This window comes from Gryllotalpicola reticulitermitis, assembly GCF_042651345.1.
Lineage (GTDB): Bacteria > Actinomycetota > Actinomycetes > Actinomycetales > Microbacteriaceae > Gryllotalpicola > Gryllotalpicola reticulitermitis.
Window position 1 is genome coordinate 16,590 of record NZ_JBHSCN010000020.1, and the last position, 16,653, is coordinate 33,242.

Consider the following 16,653-nt stretch of genomic DNA (forward strand, 5'->3'; position numbering starts at 1 on the left):
GGATGCCGCACCGCGCGTGCTGGGGAAGAGGTGCCCTACGCGTCGATGACGGGAGGCGCCGAGGCCATGCCGTAGTCGTCGTTGTAGCGGTCGATGACGTCGTCGATCGGGCCGTCCATGATGAGCTCGCCCTGCTTCAAGTAGAGCCCTCGCGAGCAGAACCGCTTGAGGTCTCGTTCCGAGTGCGACACGAAGAAGAGGGTGCGCCCGTCGGCGAGCAGCTGCTCGATGCGGGCGTAGCACTTCTCACGGAACGCCTTGTCTCCGACCGCGAGCACCTCATCGACGATGAGCACCGGCTCGTCGAGCTGAGTGATCACGCTGAACGCGATGCGCACCTTCATGCCGCTCGACAGGTGCTTGTACGGGGTGTCGAGGAAGCCGGGGATCTCGGCGAAGCTCACGATCTCGTCGAACTTCGCGTCGATCTCCTTCTTCGTCATTCCGTGGAGGCCGGCCGTCAGATAGACGTTGTCGCGCACCGTCAGATCGTCGACGAATCCGCCGGTGATCTCGATCAGCGGTGCGACGCCCTGCCGCACCACCGAGGTGCCCTCGTCGGGGATGAGGACACCCGCGATGATCTTGAGCAGCGTCGACTTGCCCTGCCCGTTGCGGCCGACGACGCCGATCGCCTCGCCCTGGCGGATGTCGAAGGAGACCCCGCGCAGCGCCCAGAACTCGTCAGGCCGTGCGCGCCGCTTGCGGCCGGCGAACAGGTCTTTGAACGACCGGCGTGCGCGCCGGTTGCGCTTGAACCGGATGCCCAGCCCGGACACCTCGATGACCGCACCGCTGCCACCGGAGCCCACCATGGTCACAGAATCCGTGGCAACCATCACATCGCCTTCAGCACGGCCGGCACGGAGCGGCGGAAGGCCCACAGACCGATTCCGAGGATGACGAGCGCGCCGACCACGGAGACGAGCACGTGGAACATGTTGAGCTCCTTCGGCCAGAAAGCTGAGCGGTACAGACCCATGATGCCGGTCAGCGGGTTCAGCTGCAGGATCGACCGCACGGGAATGCCGTGCGTCTCAACCGGCCACTGCGTGGGGGAGTAGAGCACCGCCGATGCGTAGAACAGCAGGCGAAGGATCAGTCGGATGGCTCGTTCCAGGTCCTTGTAGAAGACGACCAGCGGGGCGACGATCAGAGCCAGCCCGTAGGTGAGCACCGCCTGCAGCACGAGCCCGACCGGGAACCACACCACGTACGCGGTCAGGGGCGCGTGGTAGAGGAGCGCGAAGATCGCGAGCACGGCGAGCGAGGCGACGTACTCGATGCCCTTCGACAGCACGATGCGCGCCACCCACAGCGACTGCGGCAACGAGACGGAGCGCACCAGCTTCGATTCCTTCGAGAACACGCGCGCGGCCTCGGTGATGGTGCCGTTGAACCAGGTCCATGCGAGCAGACCGACCATGAGGTAGACGATGTACGGGTTCTCCCCGGCTCGGTCTTGGCGCTTGAAGACGACGACGAACACGAAGAAGTAGATGAGCGACATGAGCAGCGGGTCGAGAACCGACCACACGTAGCCGAGCGCATTCGTGGCATACCGCACGGAGAGGTCGCGCTTCGTCAGCAGCCATAGTGAGTGGCGATACTTCGCGAAGGTGCTGCGCTGTGCGGGGCGCACCGCGAGAGAGCTTGTCACGGGTCTCAATGCTATGGGTGCCTTGTCGGTAGTTTGGTGAAGGTGAGCCACGTACGAATCGGCGTTCAGATCGCCCCGCAGCATGCCAGTTATCAGCAGATCCGCGACGCTGTCGTCGAGCTCGAGCAGCTCGGCGTCGATGTCCTCTTCAATTGGGACCATTTCTATCCGCTGTCGGGCGAGCCCGACGGTCTGCACTTCGAGGGCTGGACGATGCTCGGCGCATGGGCCGAGCAGACCACGAATGTCGAGTTCGGATGCCTCGTCACCTGCAACTCGTATCGCAACGCCGACGTGCTCGCCGACATGGCCCGCACCGTCGACCACATCTCGGCGAAGGGCGGCGAATCGGGCCGCCTGATCTTCGGGATCGGCGCTGGCTGGTTCCAGCGCGACTACGACGAATACGGCTTCGAATTCGGCACGCCCGGTCGTCGTCTCGACGCGCTCGCCGAGGCGATGCCGCGCATCGAGGCTCGGTGGGCCAAGCTCAACCCTGTGCCGACGCGCAAGATCCCGGTGCTGATCGGCGGTGGCGGCGAGAAGAAGACGCTGCGCATCGTCGCCGAGCACGCCGACATCTGGCACAGCTTCAGCGACCTCGACACGCTCAAGCGGAAGAAGGCGATCCTCGCCGAGCACTGCGAGGCCGTCGGTCGCGACTTCTCCGAGATCACCCTCTCGTCGGGCTTCGGTTCGTCCGATCCCGCCGAGGCCGGCGACGCGCTGCTGGAGGAGGGGGTGAGGCTCTTCACGATCGGCATCTCGGGGCCCGACTACCGATCGAGCCTCGACACCATCAAGAAGGCACTGGCCTGGCGCGACCGGGTCTAGGCATCCGTGCTCTGACCCGCCCTGAGGCGCTTTGGCGCGCGCAGCGACACGACAAGCGAAGTGACACGGCCCCGGCAAGCACCTGCCGGGGCCGTGGGTGATTCCGGCGCTACGCCGCCGGAAGCTCGCCGTCGGCGCGCAGCAGCGCCGGGATCCCCGCTACGGACTCGAGCAGGTGCGTGTGCCGATAGTGCCCAAGCTGGGCGGCCGTGTACGCACCGGTGAGCACGCCCACGACGTAGCGCGCGCCCGCTGCGACACCGGCGCCGAGGTCGTTCGCCGTGTCGCCCGCGACGAGAACCTGCGCGACATCGGTCACCCCCGTCGCCTCCATGCCCCGATGGATGAGGAACGGTGCCGGCCGTGATGCCGCGACCTCGTCGGAGGTGACGAGAGCGTCGACATCCACTCCGACACTCCACTCGACGATCGAGAGCAGCAGCTCGGCGACGTCGCGCGAGTACCCGGTCTGCAGCGCCACCTTCACGCCCGCCGCCCGCAGCTCGGCGACGGCCTCGCGCACTCCGGGGATCAGCGTCGGCTTGTCGGCCAGGTAGGTCGCGGTGAGCGTCGAGCGGAACTCTTCGAAGAGAGCGTCCTGGCGCGCCGGGTCCTCAGGCTCGCCGAGCTCGGCGAGCAGGCCGCCGATCGCCGCGTGCTTGCTCGTTCCGCCCCACTTCGAGAGCAGCGCGTCATCGATCTTCTTGTTGGTCGCCCCCTCGACGGTCGAGCGCAGCACGGCATAGACGGTGCCGGCCTCGGCGATGGTGGTGCCGGCCATGTCGAGAGAGACGAGGCGGATGGTCATGCGCGTGCTCCTTGTCTAGGCTTCCTGGGCCTCTTGAGCGAGGCGTGCCACGCTCGGGCGCGACACGGCCGATGTGGTGCGGGAGTTGCGGATCGCGAGCGTGGCGCGGTCGGTCCGGTAGCGGTCGTCGGCGTATTCGAGGACGACGCCGGCGTACGACGAGGTGACGCGCTGGACGCGCAGCAGCGGACTGCCGAGCGGCACCTCGAGCTGAGCCGCATCGGTCTCGTCGGCCGCGACCGCGTCGATCGAGTGCATGCCGAGATCGAGGGGAACGCCGCGGTCGATCAGTGCGCCGAAGATCGAGCCGGCATCCGTATCGATGTCGAACAGCCGGCGGCCGACCTCGTCGACATACCAGCTGCGCTCGAGCATGACCGGCTCGCCGTCGATCGAGCGGCGCCGCACGACGACGACCGCGCGCTCGTCGGCGCCGATCTGAAGCTGCGCAGCGACGGATGCCTGGGGCACCCGCCGGGCGAGCTCGATGGTGTGCTGCCCCGGAGTGCGGCCCGACGCCTGCACCCACGCGGTGAACGAGAAGAAGTCGTCGATCGAATGCGCCAGTGGGCGGTCGCGCACGGTCGGCACGCGGCCCTGGCTGGTCTCGATCAGTCCCTCGTTGCGCAGCTGCGCGAGCGCCTGGCGCACCGGTCCGCGGCTCGCTCCGAAGCGGGCACAGAGCTCGGACTCCGAGGGCAGCGGGGCGCCGATAGGGAGCTCGCCCGAGCTGATCTGCTCTCGCAGGGCGTCGGCGACGACGGTGTGAAGAGGGACTCGCACGTGACAATACAAGTGGAATCCCCAGCCACGACCAAGCGATCGGGGGTGTTTGTTCACCTTCCGTTAGGCCTTCGGTCCTCCTGGTTGAACTTCTCGTGACGCTTGTCGCGACAAGTGGAATCCGAGCTTCCGGGTCGGTCACAGTGGCACTCGTGACCTTCGCCGCCTCTGCCGACGCGACCGCTGTCGACAGCGGCCGCCGCGCCGACGTCGCGATCGTCGGCGGCGGCATCGTCGGGCTCGCCCACGCCTGGCACGCGGTGCGTTCCGGTCTGAGGGTCGTCGTGCTCGAGCGCGACGAGTTCGCGGTCGGGGCGAGCGTGCGCAACTTCGGCCACATCTGCACGAGTGCGCAATCCGGTCTCGCCTACGACTACGCGCTGCGGTCCCGCGAGGAATGGCTTGCGATCGGTGAGGCCGCCGGGATTCCTGTCATGACAGCCGGCACCGTCGCCGTCGCGCGGCGCCCCGAAGAGCTCGCGGTGCTGGAGGAATTCGCCGAAGCGCGCGGCGACGAGGTCTCTCTGCTGACCGTGGCGCAGGCATCCGATCGACTCGGTTTCGCGCCGGTCGGCGCGATCGGAGCCGGCTGGCTTCCGCTCGACCTGCGTGTCGACTCGCCGACGGCCATCCCGGCACTCGCGGCGTACCTCGAGAGCCGCGGTGTCGAGTTCCACCGTCGGGCGAACGTGCTCGCCGTCGAGCCGGGTCGCGTCATCACCGCACGCGGCGAGGTCGCCGCTGACCGTGTGATCGTCGCCGTCGGCCACGACGTCGACCGCTTCTTCTCCGAGATCGCGGACGAGCACGGTGTGCAGCGCTGCCGCCTGCGCATGATCGAAGTGGATGCTCCGGCGAGCGTCGGCACGGTCGACCCAGGGGTGTTCACGGGCACGTCGCTGTTGCGTTACAGCGGCTTCGCTGAGACGAAGGCGGCCGAGGCCTTGCGCGATGCGCTCGACCGGGAGGCCCCGGAGCTCGGCGCGCACGGCGTGAACCTCATGTTCACGCAGCGGCTGCCCCACAGCCCCGAGGCCGGGCGGCTCGTGCTGGGCGACACGCACCACTACGGCGTCACCGAGACGCCGTGGGAGGACGAGGAGAGCGACGAGCTGCTCCTCGACCAGTTCCGGTGCCTCTTCGGCTCGGCCGAATTGCGTGTCCGCCGCCGCTGGCGGGGCGTCTACGCATCGAGCGAGACGGGCCCGTACCTCATCTCCGACCCGCAGCCCGGCGTGACGGCCGTCACCGTCACGAGCGGGATCGGCATGACGACGGCGCTAGGACTCGCCGCATCCGTACTTTCCTGACCCGATTCTTTATCCCACCCGCGTTCCACATTCCCCCAACTGCACCGAGACAAATAGGAGAGCAATGAACAGCAAGCTCCGTCGCGTGGCCTCCGGCCTCGCGCTGGTCGCAGCGGCAGCGATTGCGCTGACCGCATGCTCGAGCGGCAGCGGCTCCAGCGCCGCGCCGAAGGCGAAGGACTGCAAGACCCTGACGACCGCGCAGGCCTCGAAGGCCACCAGCGCGGCCGCATTCGGCGGTCTCGACTGCCTCGCCGCCGCCGCCGAGAAGGAGGGTCACCTCAACGTGATCACCCTTCCGCCGTCATGGGCGAACTACGGCGAGATCATCGCCGGCTTCGAGAAGAAGTACCCGCAGATCAAGATCAACTCGGAGAACCCGAACGGCTCGTCGCAGGACGAGGCCGACGCGGCCCACAACGACAAGGGGCAGTCCACCGCTCCTGACGTGTTCGACATCGGCACCTCGGTGCTCGAGGCGAACAAGGACATCGTCACGCCGTACAAGGTCCAGAACTGGAACGACATCCCCGCCGACTTCAAGGACCCCGACGGCAACTGGTACTACGACTACACCGGTGTGATGTCGATCGGCTACGACTCGTCCAAGATCAAGACGGCCCCGAAGTCGCTGAACGACCTGCTCAGCCCCGAGTACAAGAACGCGGTCGCCATCAAGATGTCGCCCGTCAAGGCGAACGAGGCGCTCATGTCCGTCGTTCTCGCCGCGCTCAACAACGGTGGTTCCGCCGACAACCTGCAGCCGGGTGTCGACTGGTTCGCCAAGCTCAAGAAGGCCGGCAACTTCATCCCCACCGTCGCTTCGCAGGCGACCGTGAACAACGGTGAGACCCCGGCCGTCATCCAGTGGTCGTTCAACAACGTCGGCTGGGGCGACGCGTCGCAGGGCGGCAACCCGAACTTCAAGACCGTCATCCCCACGGGTGCGGCCGTCGGTTCGTACTACAACCAGGCTGTCGCGTCCGGCGCCGCCAACCCGGCCGCCGCCCGCCTCTGGGAGGAATACCTCTACACCCCGCAGGTGCAGAACGAGTACCTCGCCGCAGGCGCCTTCCCCGCTGAGCTGACCACCATGCAGAAGAACGGCACGCTCGACAAGAGCGCGCTCGCGAAGGCCGGTGGCCTGCCCAGCCAGATCACGCTGCTGACCGACGCTCAGGCGACGGCCGCCGGCACCTTCATCACCACGGCCTGGCCGAAGGCCGGGATGGGCGACTAGTCGCCCCCGACAGATCAATGACTGCCACCACTACTGCGGTAGTCGGCCGCGCCGCCGGCGCCGGGGCTCGTTCGCCCCGGCGCCGGCGTACCGGTCTTCTCGGCTTCGCGCCGTTCGCCGCCTACACGCTCCTCTTCATGGCCGTTCCCACGGTGCTCGCCGTGTGGAGCGGGCTCACTACTCAATCGGGCGGTTTCACGCTCGCGAACTTCGCGGCGTTCACTCAGCCCGGAATCCAGAAGGCGTTCCTCAACTCCTTCCTGCTGTCGCTCGCTGTGGCGGTGGCATCCGCGATTCTCGGCGCGATCGTGTGCGTCGCGCTGCTGGCCGCAAAGCCGACCGGCATCCTCCGTGTCGTCGTCGACGCGGCGAGCTCCGTGCTCGCCCAGTTCGGCGGCGTCATGCTCGCGTTCGCGTTCATCGCGACGATCGGAAGCGCGGGCATGTTCACGCTCTGGGTGCAGCACGCCTTCGGCTTCAACATCAACTCGCTCGCGCCGTCCAAGACGTCGGGCCCGCTGCTGTACCAGCCTGCCGGCATGTTCTTCCCCTACGTCTACTTCTCCATTCCGCTCATGGTGATCGTCTTCATGCCCGCCGTCGAAGGTCTGCGCTCACAGTGGGGCGAGGCCGTCGCAACGCTCGGCGGAAGCCGGTTCCAGTACTGGTGGCACGTCGGCATGCCGGTGCTCGCGCCGTCGTTCTTCGGCGCGATGATCCTGGTCTTCGCAAGCGCGTTCTCGTCCTTCGCGACGGCTGCCGCGCTCACGAACTCGGGCATCCTCATTCCGGTCGTGATGCAGCAATATCTGGGCAGTGAGACGGATGCTTCGATCGCCCACGTTCCCGGCGTACTCGCCATCGGGATGCTCGTGATCATGGCCATCGTCATGGGCCTGTACTCGCTCCTGCAGCGTCGCGCCGCGAGGTGGCAGCGATGAGCCGCACGAGCCGCCCCGTGCGCGTCGGCGCGGTTCCCAGCAAGGTCACCTCGAGGATCATCCTGATCGTCGCGGGCCTCGCGTTCCTCTACCCTCTGTATGCCCTCGGTGCATTCGCGTTCCAGCCGGTCGGTCAGCACTCCGGCTTCACGCTCGACCACCTGAAGGCGCTCACCGACCCCGTGCGCGCCTACCAGTACCAGCAGTTGTGGGAGGGCATCCAGAACTCGCTCGTGATCGCGGTCATCACGGTCGCGCTGATGCTCGTGTTCCTGCTGCCGGCGATGATCCTCGCCGAGCTGCGCTTCCGGAACGCGCGTCGCATCATCGAGTTCGTCTGCCTGCTGCCGATCTCGATTCCCACGGTCGTGCTCGCGGTCGGCTTCGTTCCCGTGTACCAGCAGGTGTGGCACCTCACCGGATCAGTGCCGTGGGTGCTCGCCTTCGCGATCGGCATCATCGCGCTGCCCTACGCGTTCCGGCCCATCCAGGCGAACATCTCGGGCGTCGACATGATCACGCTCAACGAGGCGGCGCGCTCGCTCGGCGCCGGCTGGTTCTCGGCCGTGTGGTCGATCATCCTGCCGAACCTGCGCCGCGGCATGCTGTCGAGCGGCCTGCTCACCATCTCGGTCGTGCTCGGCGAGTTCACGATCGCCTCATTCCTGCAGCAGAACACCTTCCAGACCGGTCTCGCGCTGCTCGAACAGGCCGACCCGTACGTGGCCTCCACCTTCGCGCTCGCCGCGCTGCTGGTGGTCTTCCTTCTTCTAGTCGTCATCGGCTCGCTCGGTTCGGGCAGCCGCTCGCGAAAGGCATCCGCATGACGCACGTCGTCGAAACCCCCTCAACGGCGGCGCCCAGCCGCACCGGCACGTCGGTCAAGCTCGTCGGCGTCATCAAGGACTACGCGGGCCAGCGCGCCCTGACCGGCCTCGACCTCGAGATCGAGCCCGGGGAGTTCATCGCTCTGCTCGGGCCGTCCGGCTGCGGCAAGACCACCGCGCTGCGGGCGCTCTCGGGGCTCGAGCAGATCGACGGCGGCAGTATCCTCATCGACGACGTCGACGTGGCGCGCACCCCGGTGAACAAGCGCGACATGGGGATGGTGTTCCAGTCCTACTCGCTGTTCCCCCACATGACCGCGCTGCAGAACGTCGAGTTCGGGCTCCGCATGCGCAAGGTCGACAGCGCCAGCCGCCGCAGCCGCGCCGTCGAAGCCCTCGAGATGGTCGGGCTCAGCGCACTCGCCGAACGGTTCGCCCACCAGCTCTCCGGCGGCCAGCAGCAGCGCGTGGCGCTCGCCCGTGCGCTGGTCACCCGCCCGCGCGTGCTGCTGCTCGACGAGCCGCTGTCCGCCCTCGACGCGAAGGTGCGCGTCGCGCTGCGAGACGAGATCCGCCGCATTCAGAAGGACCTCGGCATCACGACCCTCTTCGTCACCCACGACCAGGAAGAGGCGCTGGCCGTCGCCGACCGCGTCGCCGTGATGAACTCAGGCAACATCGAGCAGGTCGGCACGCCGGAAGAGCTGTACCTGAACCCGGCGACGGCCTTCGTCGCCGACTTCGTCGGCCTGTCGAACAAGCTCGAGGGCACCGTCGTCGGGGGAGTGGTCACGGTCTACGGCCAGCCGCTCAACGTGCTCGGCGAGGTGCCGCTTTCGGGAGCGGTGACGGCGTTCGTGCGGCCTGAGGACGTCATGCTGGCGGATGCCGGGCTCCCCGGCACCGTCGTCTCGACGAGCTTCCTCGGCTCACTGCGACGCACCTTTGTGCGGCTCACCGACGGCACGATCATCACCGTGCAGCACGACGTCGCCGAGCGGTGCGAGCTGGGCGAATCCGTTTCGCTCCGCTTCAAGGGCCGGCCGGTCGCTGTAGCGCCAAAGCAATAACGAACCGGCGCGCGACCCTCTCCGCTTGCTACGTTGGGGCCATGAGTTCTCTGCCGGAATCGACCCCCGACGAAGAACCCGCGCCCCAGGTGGCGCCTGTCATAGACCCAGCGGAAAAGCCCGCGTCAGCGGCGAAATCGACCTCGCGTGCCCCGGCGAAGCCGCGGGCGCCGCGCGCCACTGCGCCGCGCCCGCGGACGCCTGCGACACCGCCCGCGGCGGCGGAGGACGCCGCCGCTGCCGACGGCGAGGCGGTCGGCGCTGAAAGCGCGCCGACCACGCCGCGCGCGCCCCGTGCGCCGCGTGCCCAGACGCGCCAGACGGCAGCGGCAAAGACACCTGCGGCAGCGGCAAAGACACCTGCGGCAGCGGCGAAGGCACCTGCGGCAACGGCGAAGGCGCCGACGAAGCCACGCGCGACAGGCACACGCACGGCAGCCACACGTGCAGCAGCGGCAGCAGGAACGGCAGCGAGCACGGCGGCTGCCGGTCCTGTGCCTGCCGGCAGCACGACTGCGAAGGCGCCCGCCAAGACCCCTGCCAAGCGCGCGCCGCGGGCGAAAGCCGCCCCCAAGGCACAGCCGGCACCACCGCCCGAGCCCAAGCCGACGGCCCTCGGCATCCGTCAGATCTACAAGCGATTCGGCAGCACGGTCGCGCTCGACGGCGTCGCGCTCGAGGTGCCGGAAGGCTCGTTCTTCGGCATCGTCGGGCCGAACGGAGCGGGCAAGACCACCATGCTCTCGATCGTCAGCGGCCTGCTGCGCCCCGACTCGGGCCAGGTCGTCGTCCATGACGTCGATGTCTGGAAGGACCCGAACCACGCGAAGCGCCTCATCGGCGTCCTGCCTGATCGGCTGCGCCTGTTCGACCGGCTGACCGGCGCGCAGCTGCTGTTCTACTCGGGAACGCTGCGCGGACTCGACGCGAAGACGGTGAAGACGCGGGTCGACGATCTCGTGACCGCATTCGGGCTCGACGGAGCCGTCGGCCGCCTCGTCGCCGACTACTCGGCGGGAATGACGAAGAAGGTCGCGCTGGCTGCGGCCATGATCCACTCGCCGCGCGTGCTCGTGCTCGACGAGCCGTTCGAGTCGGTCGACCCGGTGTCGGCGGCGAACATCATCGAGATCCTGCAGAAGTACGTGGCTGCGGGCGGCACGGTCGTGCTGTCGAGCCACAGCATGGACCTGATCCAGCGGGTGTGCGACCGTGTCGCCATCATCGTCGCCGGCGTGGTGCTCGACTCGGGCACCGCAGACGAGGTCCGGGGCGGCAAATCGCTGGAGGACCGGTTCGTCGAACTCGCCGGGGGGCGCAAGGCGGCGGAGGGGCTCGAGTGGTTGCACAGCTTCTCGGAGTGAAGCTGCCCGATCGGCAGCGCGCTTTCGCGACGGCGGAACAGGCAGCGGATGCCTTCGCCGACGTGCCCCGATTCCTCCGGCTCAAGCTCGCGCTGCTTGGCGGTGCGTTCCGGCGCAGCGTGTGGCAGGTGATCGGCCTCGTGCTCGCCTCGCTGTACGGGCTGGGTATGACGGTCGCGCTCACGGGCGGACTGATCGCGGCGCGCTTCGCTCCCGACACGGTTCTCGTGCGCGATGTGGTGATCGTCGCGGGCGCGGCGGTGACCACCGGTTTCCTGCTGCTTCCGTTGATCTTCGGGGTCGACGACACGCTCGATCCGCGCAAGTTCGCGCTGTTCGGCATCCCGTCGTCCCGCCTCGCCGTCGGCCTCGCCGTGGGCTCGCTCGTCTCCGTGCCGGCGATCGTGCTCATGGTGTGCGCGCTGGCGACGGTGATCACGTGGGCGTACGGATTCTGGATCGCCGTGCTCGCTCTGATCAGCGCCGCTGTCGCGGTCGCGACCTGCACACTGGCGGGGCGCGTCGCGACGGCTGTTGCCGCATTCCTGCTCGACACGCGGCGCGCCCGCGAGCTGAGCGGCGTGATCGGCGTGGTGCTCATCGTGCTCATCTCGCCGCTGGTCCTCTCTCTCGCCAACGTCGACTGGGGCGCCGAGGGGCTGTCGGTCGTCGGCACGTTCGCCGACGTCGTGCGCTGGTCGCCCGTCGGTGCCGCGTGGGCGGTTCCTGCTGACGTCGCCGTCGGCCACGGCGGTGCTGCGGCGCTTGAACTGCTCATCGCGCTCGCCACGTTCGCAGCGCTCTGGCTGGCCTGGCGTGCGCTGGTGGCGCACATGCTCGTCACGCCAGGGCGTGCCGGCGACGTGAAGCTGTACGCGGGGCTCGGCTGGTTCAGCGCGATGCCCGCCACGCGATGGGGTGCCGTTGCCGCGCGCAGCCTCAGCTACTGGAGCCGAGACGCACGTTACTGGGTCTCGCTCATCATGATCCCGATCCTGCCGATCGTGGTTCTCGGTGCGCTCGGAGTCGTGCATGCGATCCCAGCGCCGTACCCGGCACTGCTGCCACTGCCGATCATGGCGCTCTTCCTCGGCTGGTCGGCGCACAACGACGTCGCCTACGACGGCACGGCCGTCTGGCTGCACGTGGTCGCGGGTGCGACCGGCCTCGCCGACCGCGTCGGACGCATGGTGCCCGTCCTGTTCCTCGGGGTTCCGCTCGTCGTCATCGGCACGGCCGTCTCGGTGTATTTCTACGGCGACCTGCGCGCCGCGCTGCCGCTCGTCGGCATCAGCACGTGTGAGCTCTTCGTCGGCCTCGGGCTGTCGAGCGTCACCTCCACGCTCTTCCCGTACCCCGTGCCGAAGCCCGGCGACAGTCCCTTCGCTCAGCCGCAGAGCGTCGGTGCGATCGCGGCGCTCGTGCAGGGCTTCAGCATCGTCGTCATGCTGGCACTCACCGCCCCCTCGATCGTGTTCGGCGCGCTGGGCGTCTTCGTCGACCCGGCGTGGCTCGCAGCATCGCTGTGGTGCGGCCTTCTCATCGGCGCCGCGGCGCTCGTCGCCGGGGTGCTCGGCGGCGCGGCGATCTTCAACCGGCGCGGCCCGCAGATGCTCGAGGCGGCGGTGAAGGCGGCGTGACACCGCTTCTACACTTGACGTCATGAGCATCTCCGAACCCGGCGCCCCTGCGGAAGGCGGCAGCACCGCGACGCTCGATCGCGAGCTCGAGGAGCTGTTGAGTCAGGAATCCGTCGAAGACGGGGACCACGACCGCTTCTCCCACTACGTGCGCAAAGAGGCGATCCTCGAGTCCGCCATGACTGGCAAGCCGGTGAAGGCGCTGTGCGGCAAAGTCTGGGTTCCGGGGCGCGACCCCGAGAAGTTCCCGGTCTGCCCTGAGTGCAAAGAGATCTACGAGTCGCTCACCGATTGAGCGCGGCACCTATTCGCGCATCACGCCGGACAGGTCACGGCGGTAGCTGAGCAGTGCGGGCACAATGCTCGATGCGGCTGCGGTCGCACTCGCGACCGCAAGACAGATGAGGCCGTACCTCGGCTCGTACGCGGGCGTGGCGATTCCGATCTGAGTTCCGTGTTCGATTCGACCTCGCATCGGCGCGACCATGGCGCCAGGCCGGGTGGGGTGAGCGAGGCTCCGGTTTCGAACACAATAGGGGAAATAAACCATATGGGCGCAACCAATAAATCCTTGGTCTGCCCTATCGAGGGCCCCGCGCTCAGACGAACAGCGTCGTCAGCGCCGGGTCGCCTGCACCGAGGCGGAACGCCTCTTCGGGCAGCTCCTCGATCGCGCGGCGGTGGTGGGCACGCGCGGCCTTCACGCCGTCCGGGCCGAGGAATGAGGCATCCGCTTCACCGCCCGACATCAGTGTGACCAGCAATTCGCGACCCGCGTCGCGAGGCGGCCGCCGCGTGACGATGTGCACGACCTCGCTCGTCGCGATACCGGCCGAGTCGAGGTGTCTCACCGGCACCTTGCGGCCGCCGATCGACGCCTTGCCGTCCGAGTTCTTGGCGACCGGCACCCAGTCGCCCGACTCGTTGCGGTACGCGACCAGCTTGTAGACCATGCCGGATGCGGGGGCGCCGGAGCCCGTCACGAGCGACGTGCCGACGCCGTAGTTGTCGACGGGGCTCGCCGACAGTGCGGCGATCGCATACTCGTCGAGGTCGTTCGTGACCGTGATCTTCGTGCCGGTCGCGCCGAGCGAGTCGAGTTGCGCGCGTACCTTGCCGACGAGCTTGGGCAGGTCGCCCGAGTCGAGCCGGATGCCTCCGAGCTTGGGCCCTGCGACGCGCACCGCCGTCTCGATGCCGGTCTTCACGTCATAGGTGTCCACGAGGAGCGTCGTGCCGACACCCATCGCGGCGATCTGCGAGCGGAACGCCTCTTCCTCGGTGTCGTGCAGCAGTGTGAACGCGTGGGCGGCTGTTCCCATCGTCGGGATGCCCCAGACGCGCCCGGCCTCGAGGTTCGACGACGCGGCGAAGCCGGCGATGTACGCGGCGCGCGTCGCGGCGACCGCGGCGTCTTCGTTGGCGCGGCGTGAGCCCATCTCGGCGATCGGCCGGTCGCCCGCCGCGTGCACCATGCGGCTGGCAGCCGTCGCGATCGCCGAGTCGTAGTTGAGCACTGAGAGCACGAGGGTCTCGAGGATCACCCCCTCGCCGAACGGCGCCTCGACGGTGAGGATCGGCGAGCCCGGGAAATACACCTCGCCCTCGCGGTAGCCGGTGATCGTGCCGGTGAAGCGGTAGTCGGCGAGCCAGTCGAGCGTCTCGGCGGAAACGACGTGCTCGCGTCGGAGCCATTCGAGCTCGGCGTCGCCGAACCGGAAGCGGCCGATCAGCTCGAGCAGGCGCCCGGTGCCCCCGACGACTCCGTAGCGGCGGCCGAGCGGCAGCCGGCGCCCGAAGACCTCGAACACCGATTCGCGTGCGTAGCTGCCATCGGCGAGCGCGGCGTCAAGCATCGTGAGCTCATAGCGGTCGGTCAGCAGTGCCGTCGACGAGGTCATGAAGGCCAGATTATCTAGACTCGTACCATGAGCGACCAGCCGATCGGAGTCTTCGATTCGGGCGTCGGCGGTCTGACGGTTGCGCGGGCGATCCGCGACCAGCTGCCGAACGAGAGCATTCTGTACATCGGCGACACCGAGCACTCGCCCTACGGGCCGAAGCCGATCGCTGATGTGCGTCGCTACTCGCTCGAGGTGCTCGACTTCATGGTCGAGCAGGGCGTGAAGATGCTCGTGATCGCCTGCAACACGGCGAGTTCGGCGATGCTTCGCGACGCCCGCGAGCGCTACGACGTGCCGGTCGTCGAGGTGATCCAGCCCGCAGTACGGCGCGCGGTCGCGACGACGCGCAACCGCCGGGTCGGCGTGATCGGCACGCAGGGCACCGTGAACTCGCGTGCCTACGAGGACGCCTTCGCCGCCGCCCCGCAGCTCAGGCTGTTCACGCAGGCGTGCCCGCGATTCGTTGAATTCGTCGAGGCGGGGGTGACGAGCGGCGCTGAGCTCTTCGACATCGCGGCTGGCTATCTCGAGCCGCTCAAGAGCGCCGGCGTCGACACCTTGGTGCTCGGCTGCACCCATTACCCGTTCCTCAAAGGTGCGATCTCGTATGTGATGGGCGAGGACGTCTCGCTCGTCTCGAGCGACGTCGAGACGGCGAACGACGTGTACCGGATTCTTGTCGGCCACGGCCTCGAGCGGGTGGCGTCGTCCGCACCCGTCATCAGCTATGAGGCGACCGGCGCCGACACTGCCGCATTCCAGCGCTTGGCGAATCGGATGCTCGGCCTCGACGTCTCCCGCGTCGACTTCGTGCAGACGGGCGCCATTCCTCTTCCTTCGATCGAAAGGCACTGACTGTGACTGACAACGAACGCTTCGACGGCCGTACACCCGGGCAGCTGCGCCCCGTGACCATCGAGCGCGGGTGGAGCAAGCAGGCCGAGGGAAGTGCGCTCATCAGCTTCGGTGACACACGCGTCCTGTGCACCGCCTCGTTCACGAACGGCGTGCCGCGCTGGCTCGCGGGCCAGGGGAAGGGCTGGGTCACCGCCGAATACGCGATGTTGCCGCGGGCGACCAACGACCGCAACGATCGCGAGTCGGTGAAGGGCCGCATCGGCGGGCGGACGCACGAGATCAGCCGTCTGATCGGGCGCTCGCTGCGGGCCGTGATCGACTTCAAAGCGCTGGGTGAGAACACCGTCGTCATCGACTGTGACGTGCTTCAGGCGGACGGGGGTACCCGCACCGCGGCGATCACGGGCGCCTACGTGGCTCTCGCAGATGCGCTCGCCTGGGGCAAGGAGCGCGGATTCATCGGCAAGAAGGCCGTGGCGCTCACCGAATCCGTCTCTGCGATCTCGGTCGGCATCATCGACGGCGTTCCCATGCTCGACCTGGCATACGTCGAGGACTCGCGTGCCGAGACCGACATGAACGTCGTGGTCACGGGTGCGGGTGCGTTCGTTGAGGTGCAGGGGACGGCGGAGGGTGCGCCGTTCGATCGCGATGAGCTGAATGCGCTGCTCGACCTCGCACTCGCGGGCAATGCTGAGCTCGCGGTGATCCAGCGCGCGGCGCTCGAGGGCTGAGCATGCGCGTCGTGCTCGCGACACACAACTCCCACAAGGCCGACGAGTTCCAGCGCATCCTCGCGGCGAGCGTGCCGGGGCTCGAGATCGTCGCATACGAGGGCCCGGAGCCGGTGGAGGACGGCGTGACCTTCGCCGCGAACGCACTCATCAAAGCTCGCGTCGCTGCAGCGCACACGGGGCTGCCCGCGCTCGCTGACGATTCCGGCATCTGCGTCGATGTGCTCGGGGGTGCACCCGGGGTCTTCTCCGCCCGTTGGTCGGGGCGTCACGGCGACGACGCAGCCAATCTGCACCTGTTGCTCGATCAGCTGGTTGACGTCCCGGACGAGCATCGGGCGGCTCACTTCTCGTGCACGATCGCGTTCGTCTCGGGCAGCACTGAGACGACCGTCGAGGGCGTGTGGCCGGGTGAGCTCGCGCGCGTCGCGCGGGGTGACAACGGGTTCGGCTATGACCCGATCTTCCTGCCCGCGGGCGAGGGTGGAGCATCCGCCGCCGAACTCGACCCGCAGCGGAAGAACACGGTCAGCCACCGGGCGCGCGCCTTCGCGCTGATCGAGCCGGTGCTGCGAGCTAGCTGTACTGACCTCGACCGTTGTTGATTCGGTCGATGGGTGGTTTGCCTTCGATGCCGAGGTGGGCTCTGTCTAGGTTGTAATGGTCGATGAAGGCGGGCA

The 16,653-nt window shown here is 68.1% G+C and carries 18 protein-coding genes; 12 read left to right on the top strand and 6 right to left on the bottom strand.

Features of this window, described 5'->3' with window-relative positions:
- Positions 1 to 35 precede the first annotated feature (35 nt).
- Positions 36 to 839 carry an ABC transporter ATP-binding protein gene (locus ACFOYW_RS17190; RefSeq protein WP_390231846.1) on the bottom strand — a complete coding sequence of 268 codons (804 nt, stop codon included), beginning with the start codon at positions 837 to 839 and terminating at the stop codon, positions 36 to 38.
- Positions 839 to 1,660 (bottom strand): ABC transporter permease, encoded by an 822-nt coding sequence (locus ACFOYW_RS17195; RefSeq protein WP_390231849.1) that lies wholly within the window; start codon positions 1,658 to 1,660, stop codon positions 839 to 841. Before ACFOYW_RS17195 ends, ACFOYW_RS17190 begins: the two co-directional genes overlap by 1 nt.
- A 33-nt stretch (positions 1,661 to 1,693) precedes the next feature.
- Between ACFOYW_RS17195 and ACFOYW_RS17200 the strand changes: the two genes are divergently transcribed.
- The gene (locus ACFOYW_RS17200; protein WP_390231852.1) at positions 1,694 to 2,494 is read left to right on the top strand and encodes an LLM class F420-dependent oxidoreductase; all 801 of its coding nucleotides are present in this window, start codon (positions 1,694 to 1,696) and stop codon (positions 2,492 to 2,494) included.
- A 109-nt stretch (positions 2,495 to 2,603) separates the two neighbouring features.
- Here the strand turns inward: ACFOYW_RS17200 and ACFOYW_RS17205 are convergent, their stop codons facing one another.
- Together ACFOYW_RS17205 and ACFOYW_RS17210 are read right to left on the bottom strand one after the other, a co-directional pair.
- Positions 2,604 to 3,302, bottom strand: coding sequence for a phosphonatase-like hydrolase (locus ACFOYW_RS17205; protein ID WP_390231855.1), 699 nt, complete (start codon positions 3,300 to 3,302; stop codon positions 2,604 to 2,606).
- Between the two features lie 15 nt (positions 3,303 to 3,317).
- Positions 3,318 to 4,085: a GntR family transcriptional regulator gene (locus tag ACFOYW_RS17210; protein ID WP_390231858.1), complete on the bottom strand. Its 768-nt coding sequence runs from the start codon at positions 4,083 to 4,085 to the stop codon at positions 3,318 to 3,320.
- A 152-nt stretch (positions 4,086 to 4,237) separates the two neighbouring features.
- On the opposite strand from ACFOYW_RS17210, the gene ACFOYW_RS17215 reads away from it, so the two are divergent.
- The 8 genes from ACFOYW_RS17215 to ACFOYW_RS17250 all read left to right on the top strand — a co-directional run bounded on the left by ACFOYW_RS17215 (position 4,238) and on the right by ACFOYW_RS17250 (position 12,772).
- Complete coding sequence (locus tag ACFOYW_RS17215) at positions 4,238 to 5,395, top strand: TIGR03364 family FAD-dependent oxidoreductase (RefSeq protein ID WP_390231861.1); 1,158 nt, start codon at positions 4,238 to 4,240, stop codon at positions 5,393 to 5,395.
- 64 nt (positions 5,396 to 5,459) lie between these two features.
- The gene (locus ACFOYW_RS17220; protein WP_390231863.1) at positions 5,460 to 6,635 is read left to right on the top strand and encodes an ABC transporter substrate-binding protein; all 1,176 of its coding nucleotides are present in this window, start codon (positions 5,460 to 5,462) and stop codon (positions 6,633 to 6,635) included.
- A 17-nt stretch (positions 6,636 to 6,652) separates the two neighbouring features.
- Positions 6,653 to 7,576, top strand: coding sequence for an ABC transporter permease (locus tag ACFOYW_RS17225; RefSeq protein ID WP_390231866.1), 924 nt, complete (start codon positions 6,653 to 6,655; stop codon positions 7,574 to 7,576).
- The gene (locus tag ACFOYW_RS17230) at positions 7,573 to 8,403 is read left to right on the top strand and encodes an ABC transporter permease (protein WP_390231869.1); all 831 of its coding nucleotides are present in this window, start codon (positions 7,573 to 7,575) and stop codon (positions 8,401 to 8,403) included. Before ACFOYW_RS17225 ends, ACFOYW_RS17230 begins: the two co-directional genes overlap by 4 nt.
- Complete coding sequence (locus ACFOYW_RS17235; RefSeq protein ID WP_390231872.1) at positions 8,400 to 9,473, top strand: ABC transporter ATP-binding protein; 1,074 nt, start codon at positions 8,400 to 8,402, stop codon at positions 9,471 to 9,473. Before ACFOYW_RS17230 ends, ACFOYW_RS17235 begins: the two co-directional genes overlap by 4 nt.
- Positions 9,474 to 9,967: 494 nt before the next feature.
- Positions 9,968 to 10,837 carry an ABC transporter ATP-binding protein gene (locus ACFOYW_RS17240; RefSeq protein ID WP_390231875.1) on the top strand — a complete coding sequence of 290 codons (870 nt, stop codon included), beginning with the start codon at positions 9,968 to 9,970 and terminating at the stop codon, positions 10,835 to 10,837.
- On the top strand, positions 10,813 to 12,477 hold the full coding sequence (locus ACFOYW_RS17245) for a hypothetical protein (protein WP_390231878.1): 1,665 nt from the start codon (positions 10,813 to 10,815) through the stop codon (positions 12,475 to 12,477). Before ACFOYW_RS17240 ends, ACFOYW_RS17245 begins: the two co-directional genes overlap by 25 nt.
- Positions 12,478 to 12,499: 22 nt before the next feature.
- Positions 12,500 to 12,772, top strand: coding sequence for a DUF3039 domain-containing protein (locus ACFOYW_RS17250; RefSeq protein WP_390231881.1), 273 nt, complete (start codon positions 12,500 to 12,502; stop codon positions 12,770 to 12,772).
- 9 nt (positions 12,773 to 12,781) lie between these two features.
- Here the strand turns inward: ACFOYW_RS17250 and ACFOYW_RS17255 are convergent, their stop codons facing one another.
- Positions 12,782 to 12,952, bottom strand: a complete 171-nt coding sequence (locus ACFOYW_RS17255; RefSeq protein ID WP_390231884.1) for a hypothetical protein — start codon at positions 12,950 to 12,952, stop codon at positions 12,782 to 12,784.
- A gap of 124 nt (positions 12,953 to 13,076) precedes the next feature.
- The gene (locus ACFOYW_RS17260; protein WP_390231887.1) at positions 13,077 to 14,378 is read right to left on the bottom strand and encodes a nicotinate phosphoribosyltransferase; all 1,302 of its coding nucleotides are present in this window, start codon (positions 14,376 to 14,378) and stop codon (positions 13,077 to 13,079) included.
- A 27-nt stretch (positions 14,379 to 14,405) separates the two neighbouring features.
- Here ACFOYW_RS17260 and murI point away from each other — a divergent pair, with 27 nt between their 5' ends.
- The 3 genes from murI to rdgB are packed head-to-tail and all read left to right on the top strand — an operon-like array spanning position 14,406 to position 16,578.
- Complete coding sequence (gene murI, locus ACFOYW_RS17265; protein ID WP_390231890.1) at positions 14,406 to 15,236, top strand: glutamate racemase; 831 nt, start codon at positions 14,406 to 14,408, stop codon at positions 15,234 to 15,236.
- A gap of 2 nt (positions 15,237 to 15,238) precedes the next feature.
- Positions 15,239 to 15,973, top strand: coding sequence for a ribonuclease PH (gene rph / locus ACFOYW_RS17270; RefSeq protein WP_390231893.1), 735 nt, complete (start codon positions 15,239 to 15,241; stop codon positions 15,971 to 15,973).
- Positions 15,974 to 15,975: 2 nt separating this feature from the next.
- Positions 15,976 to 16,578, top strand: coding sequence for an RdgB/HAM1 family non-canonical purine NTP pyrophosphatase (gene rdgB, locus ACFOYW_RS17275; protein ID WP_390231896.1), 603 nt, complete (start codon positions 15,976 to 15,978; stop codon positions 16,576 to 16,578).
- Positions 16,579 to 16,653 lie beyond the last annotated feature (75 nt).

Bases quoted from the DNA above. Each gene is read 5' to 3' on its own strand.
- ACFOYW_RS17190 (WP_390231846.1), bottom strand. From the start codon at position 839: ATGGTTGCCACGGATTCTGTGACCATGGTGGGCTCCGGTGGCAGCGGT.
- ACFOYW_RS17205 (WP_390231855.1), bottom strand. From the start codon at position 3,302: ATGACCATCCGCCTCGTCTCTCTCGACATGGCCGGCACCACCATCGCC.
- ACFOYW_RS17220 (WP_390231863.1), top strand. From the start codon at position 5,460: ATGAACAGCAAGCTCCGTCGCGTGGCCTCCGGCCTCGCGCTGGTCGCA.
- ACFOYW_RS17225 (WP_390231866.1), top strand. From the start codon at position 6,653: ATGACTGCCACCACTACTGCGGTAGTCGGCCGCGCCGCCGGCGCCGGG.
- ACFOYW_RS17230 (WP_390231869.1), top strand. From the start codon at position 7,573: ATGAGCCGCACGAGCCGCCCCGTGCGCGTCGGCGCGGTTCCCAGCAAG.
- ACFOYW_RS17235 (WP_390231872.1), top strand. From the start codon at position 8,400: ATGACGCACGTCGTCGAAACCCCCTCAACGGCGGCGCCCAGCCGCACC.
- ACFOYW_RS17250 (WP_390231881.1), top strand. From the start codon at position 12,500: ATGAGCATCTCCGAACCCGGCGCCCCTGCGGAAGGCGGCAGCACCGCG.
- ACFOYW_RS17255 (WP_390231884.1), bottom strand. From the start codon at position 12,952: ATGCGAGGTCGAATCGAACACGGAACTCAGATCGGAATCGCCACGCCC.
- ACFOYW_RS17260 (WP_390231887.1), bottom strand. From the start codon at position 14,378: ATGACCTCGTCGACGGCACTGCTGACCGACCGCTATGAGCTCACGATG.
- murI (WP_390231890.1), top strand. From the start codon at position 14,406: ATGAGCGACCAGCCGATCGGAGTCTTCGATTCGGGCGTCGGCGGTCTG.
- rdgB (WP_390231896.1), top strand. From the start codon at position 15,976: ATGCGCGTCGTGCTCGCGACACACAACTCCCACAAGGCCGACGAGTTC.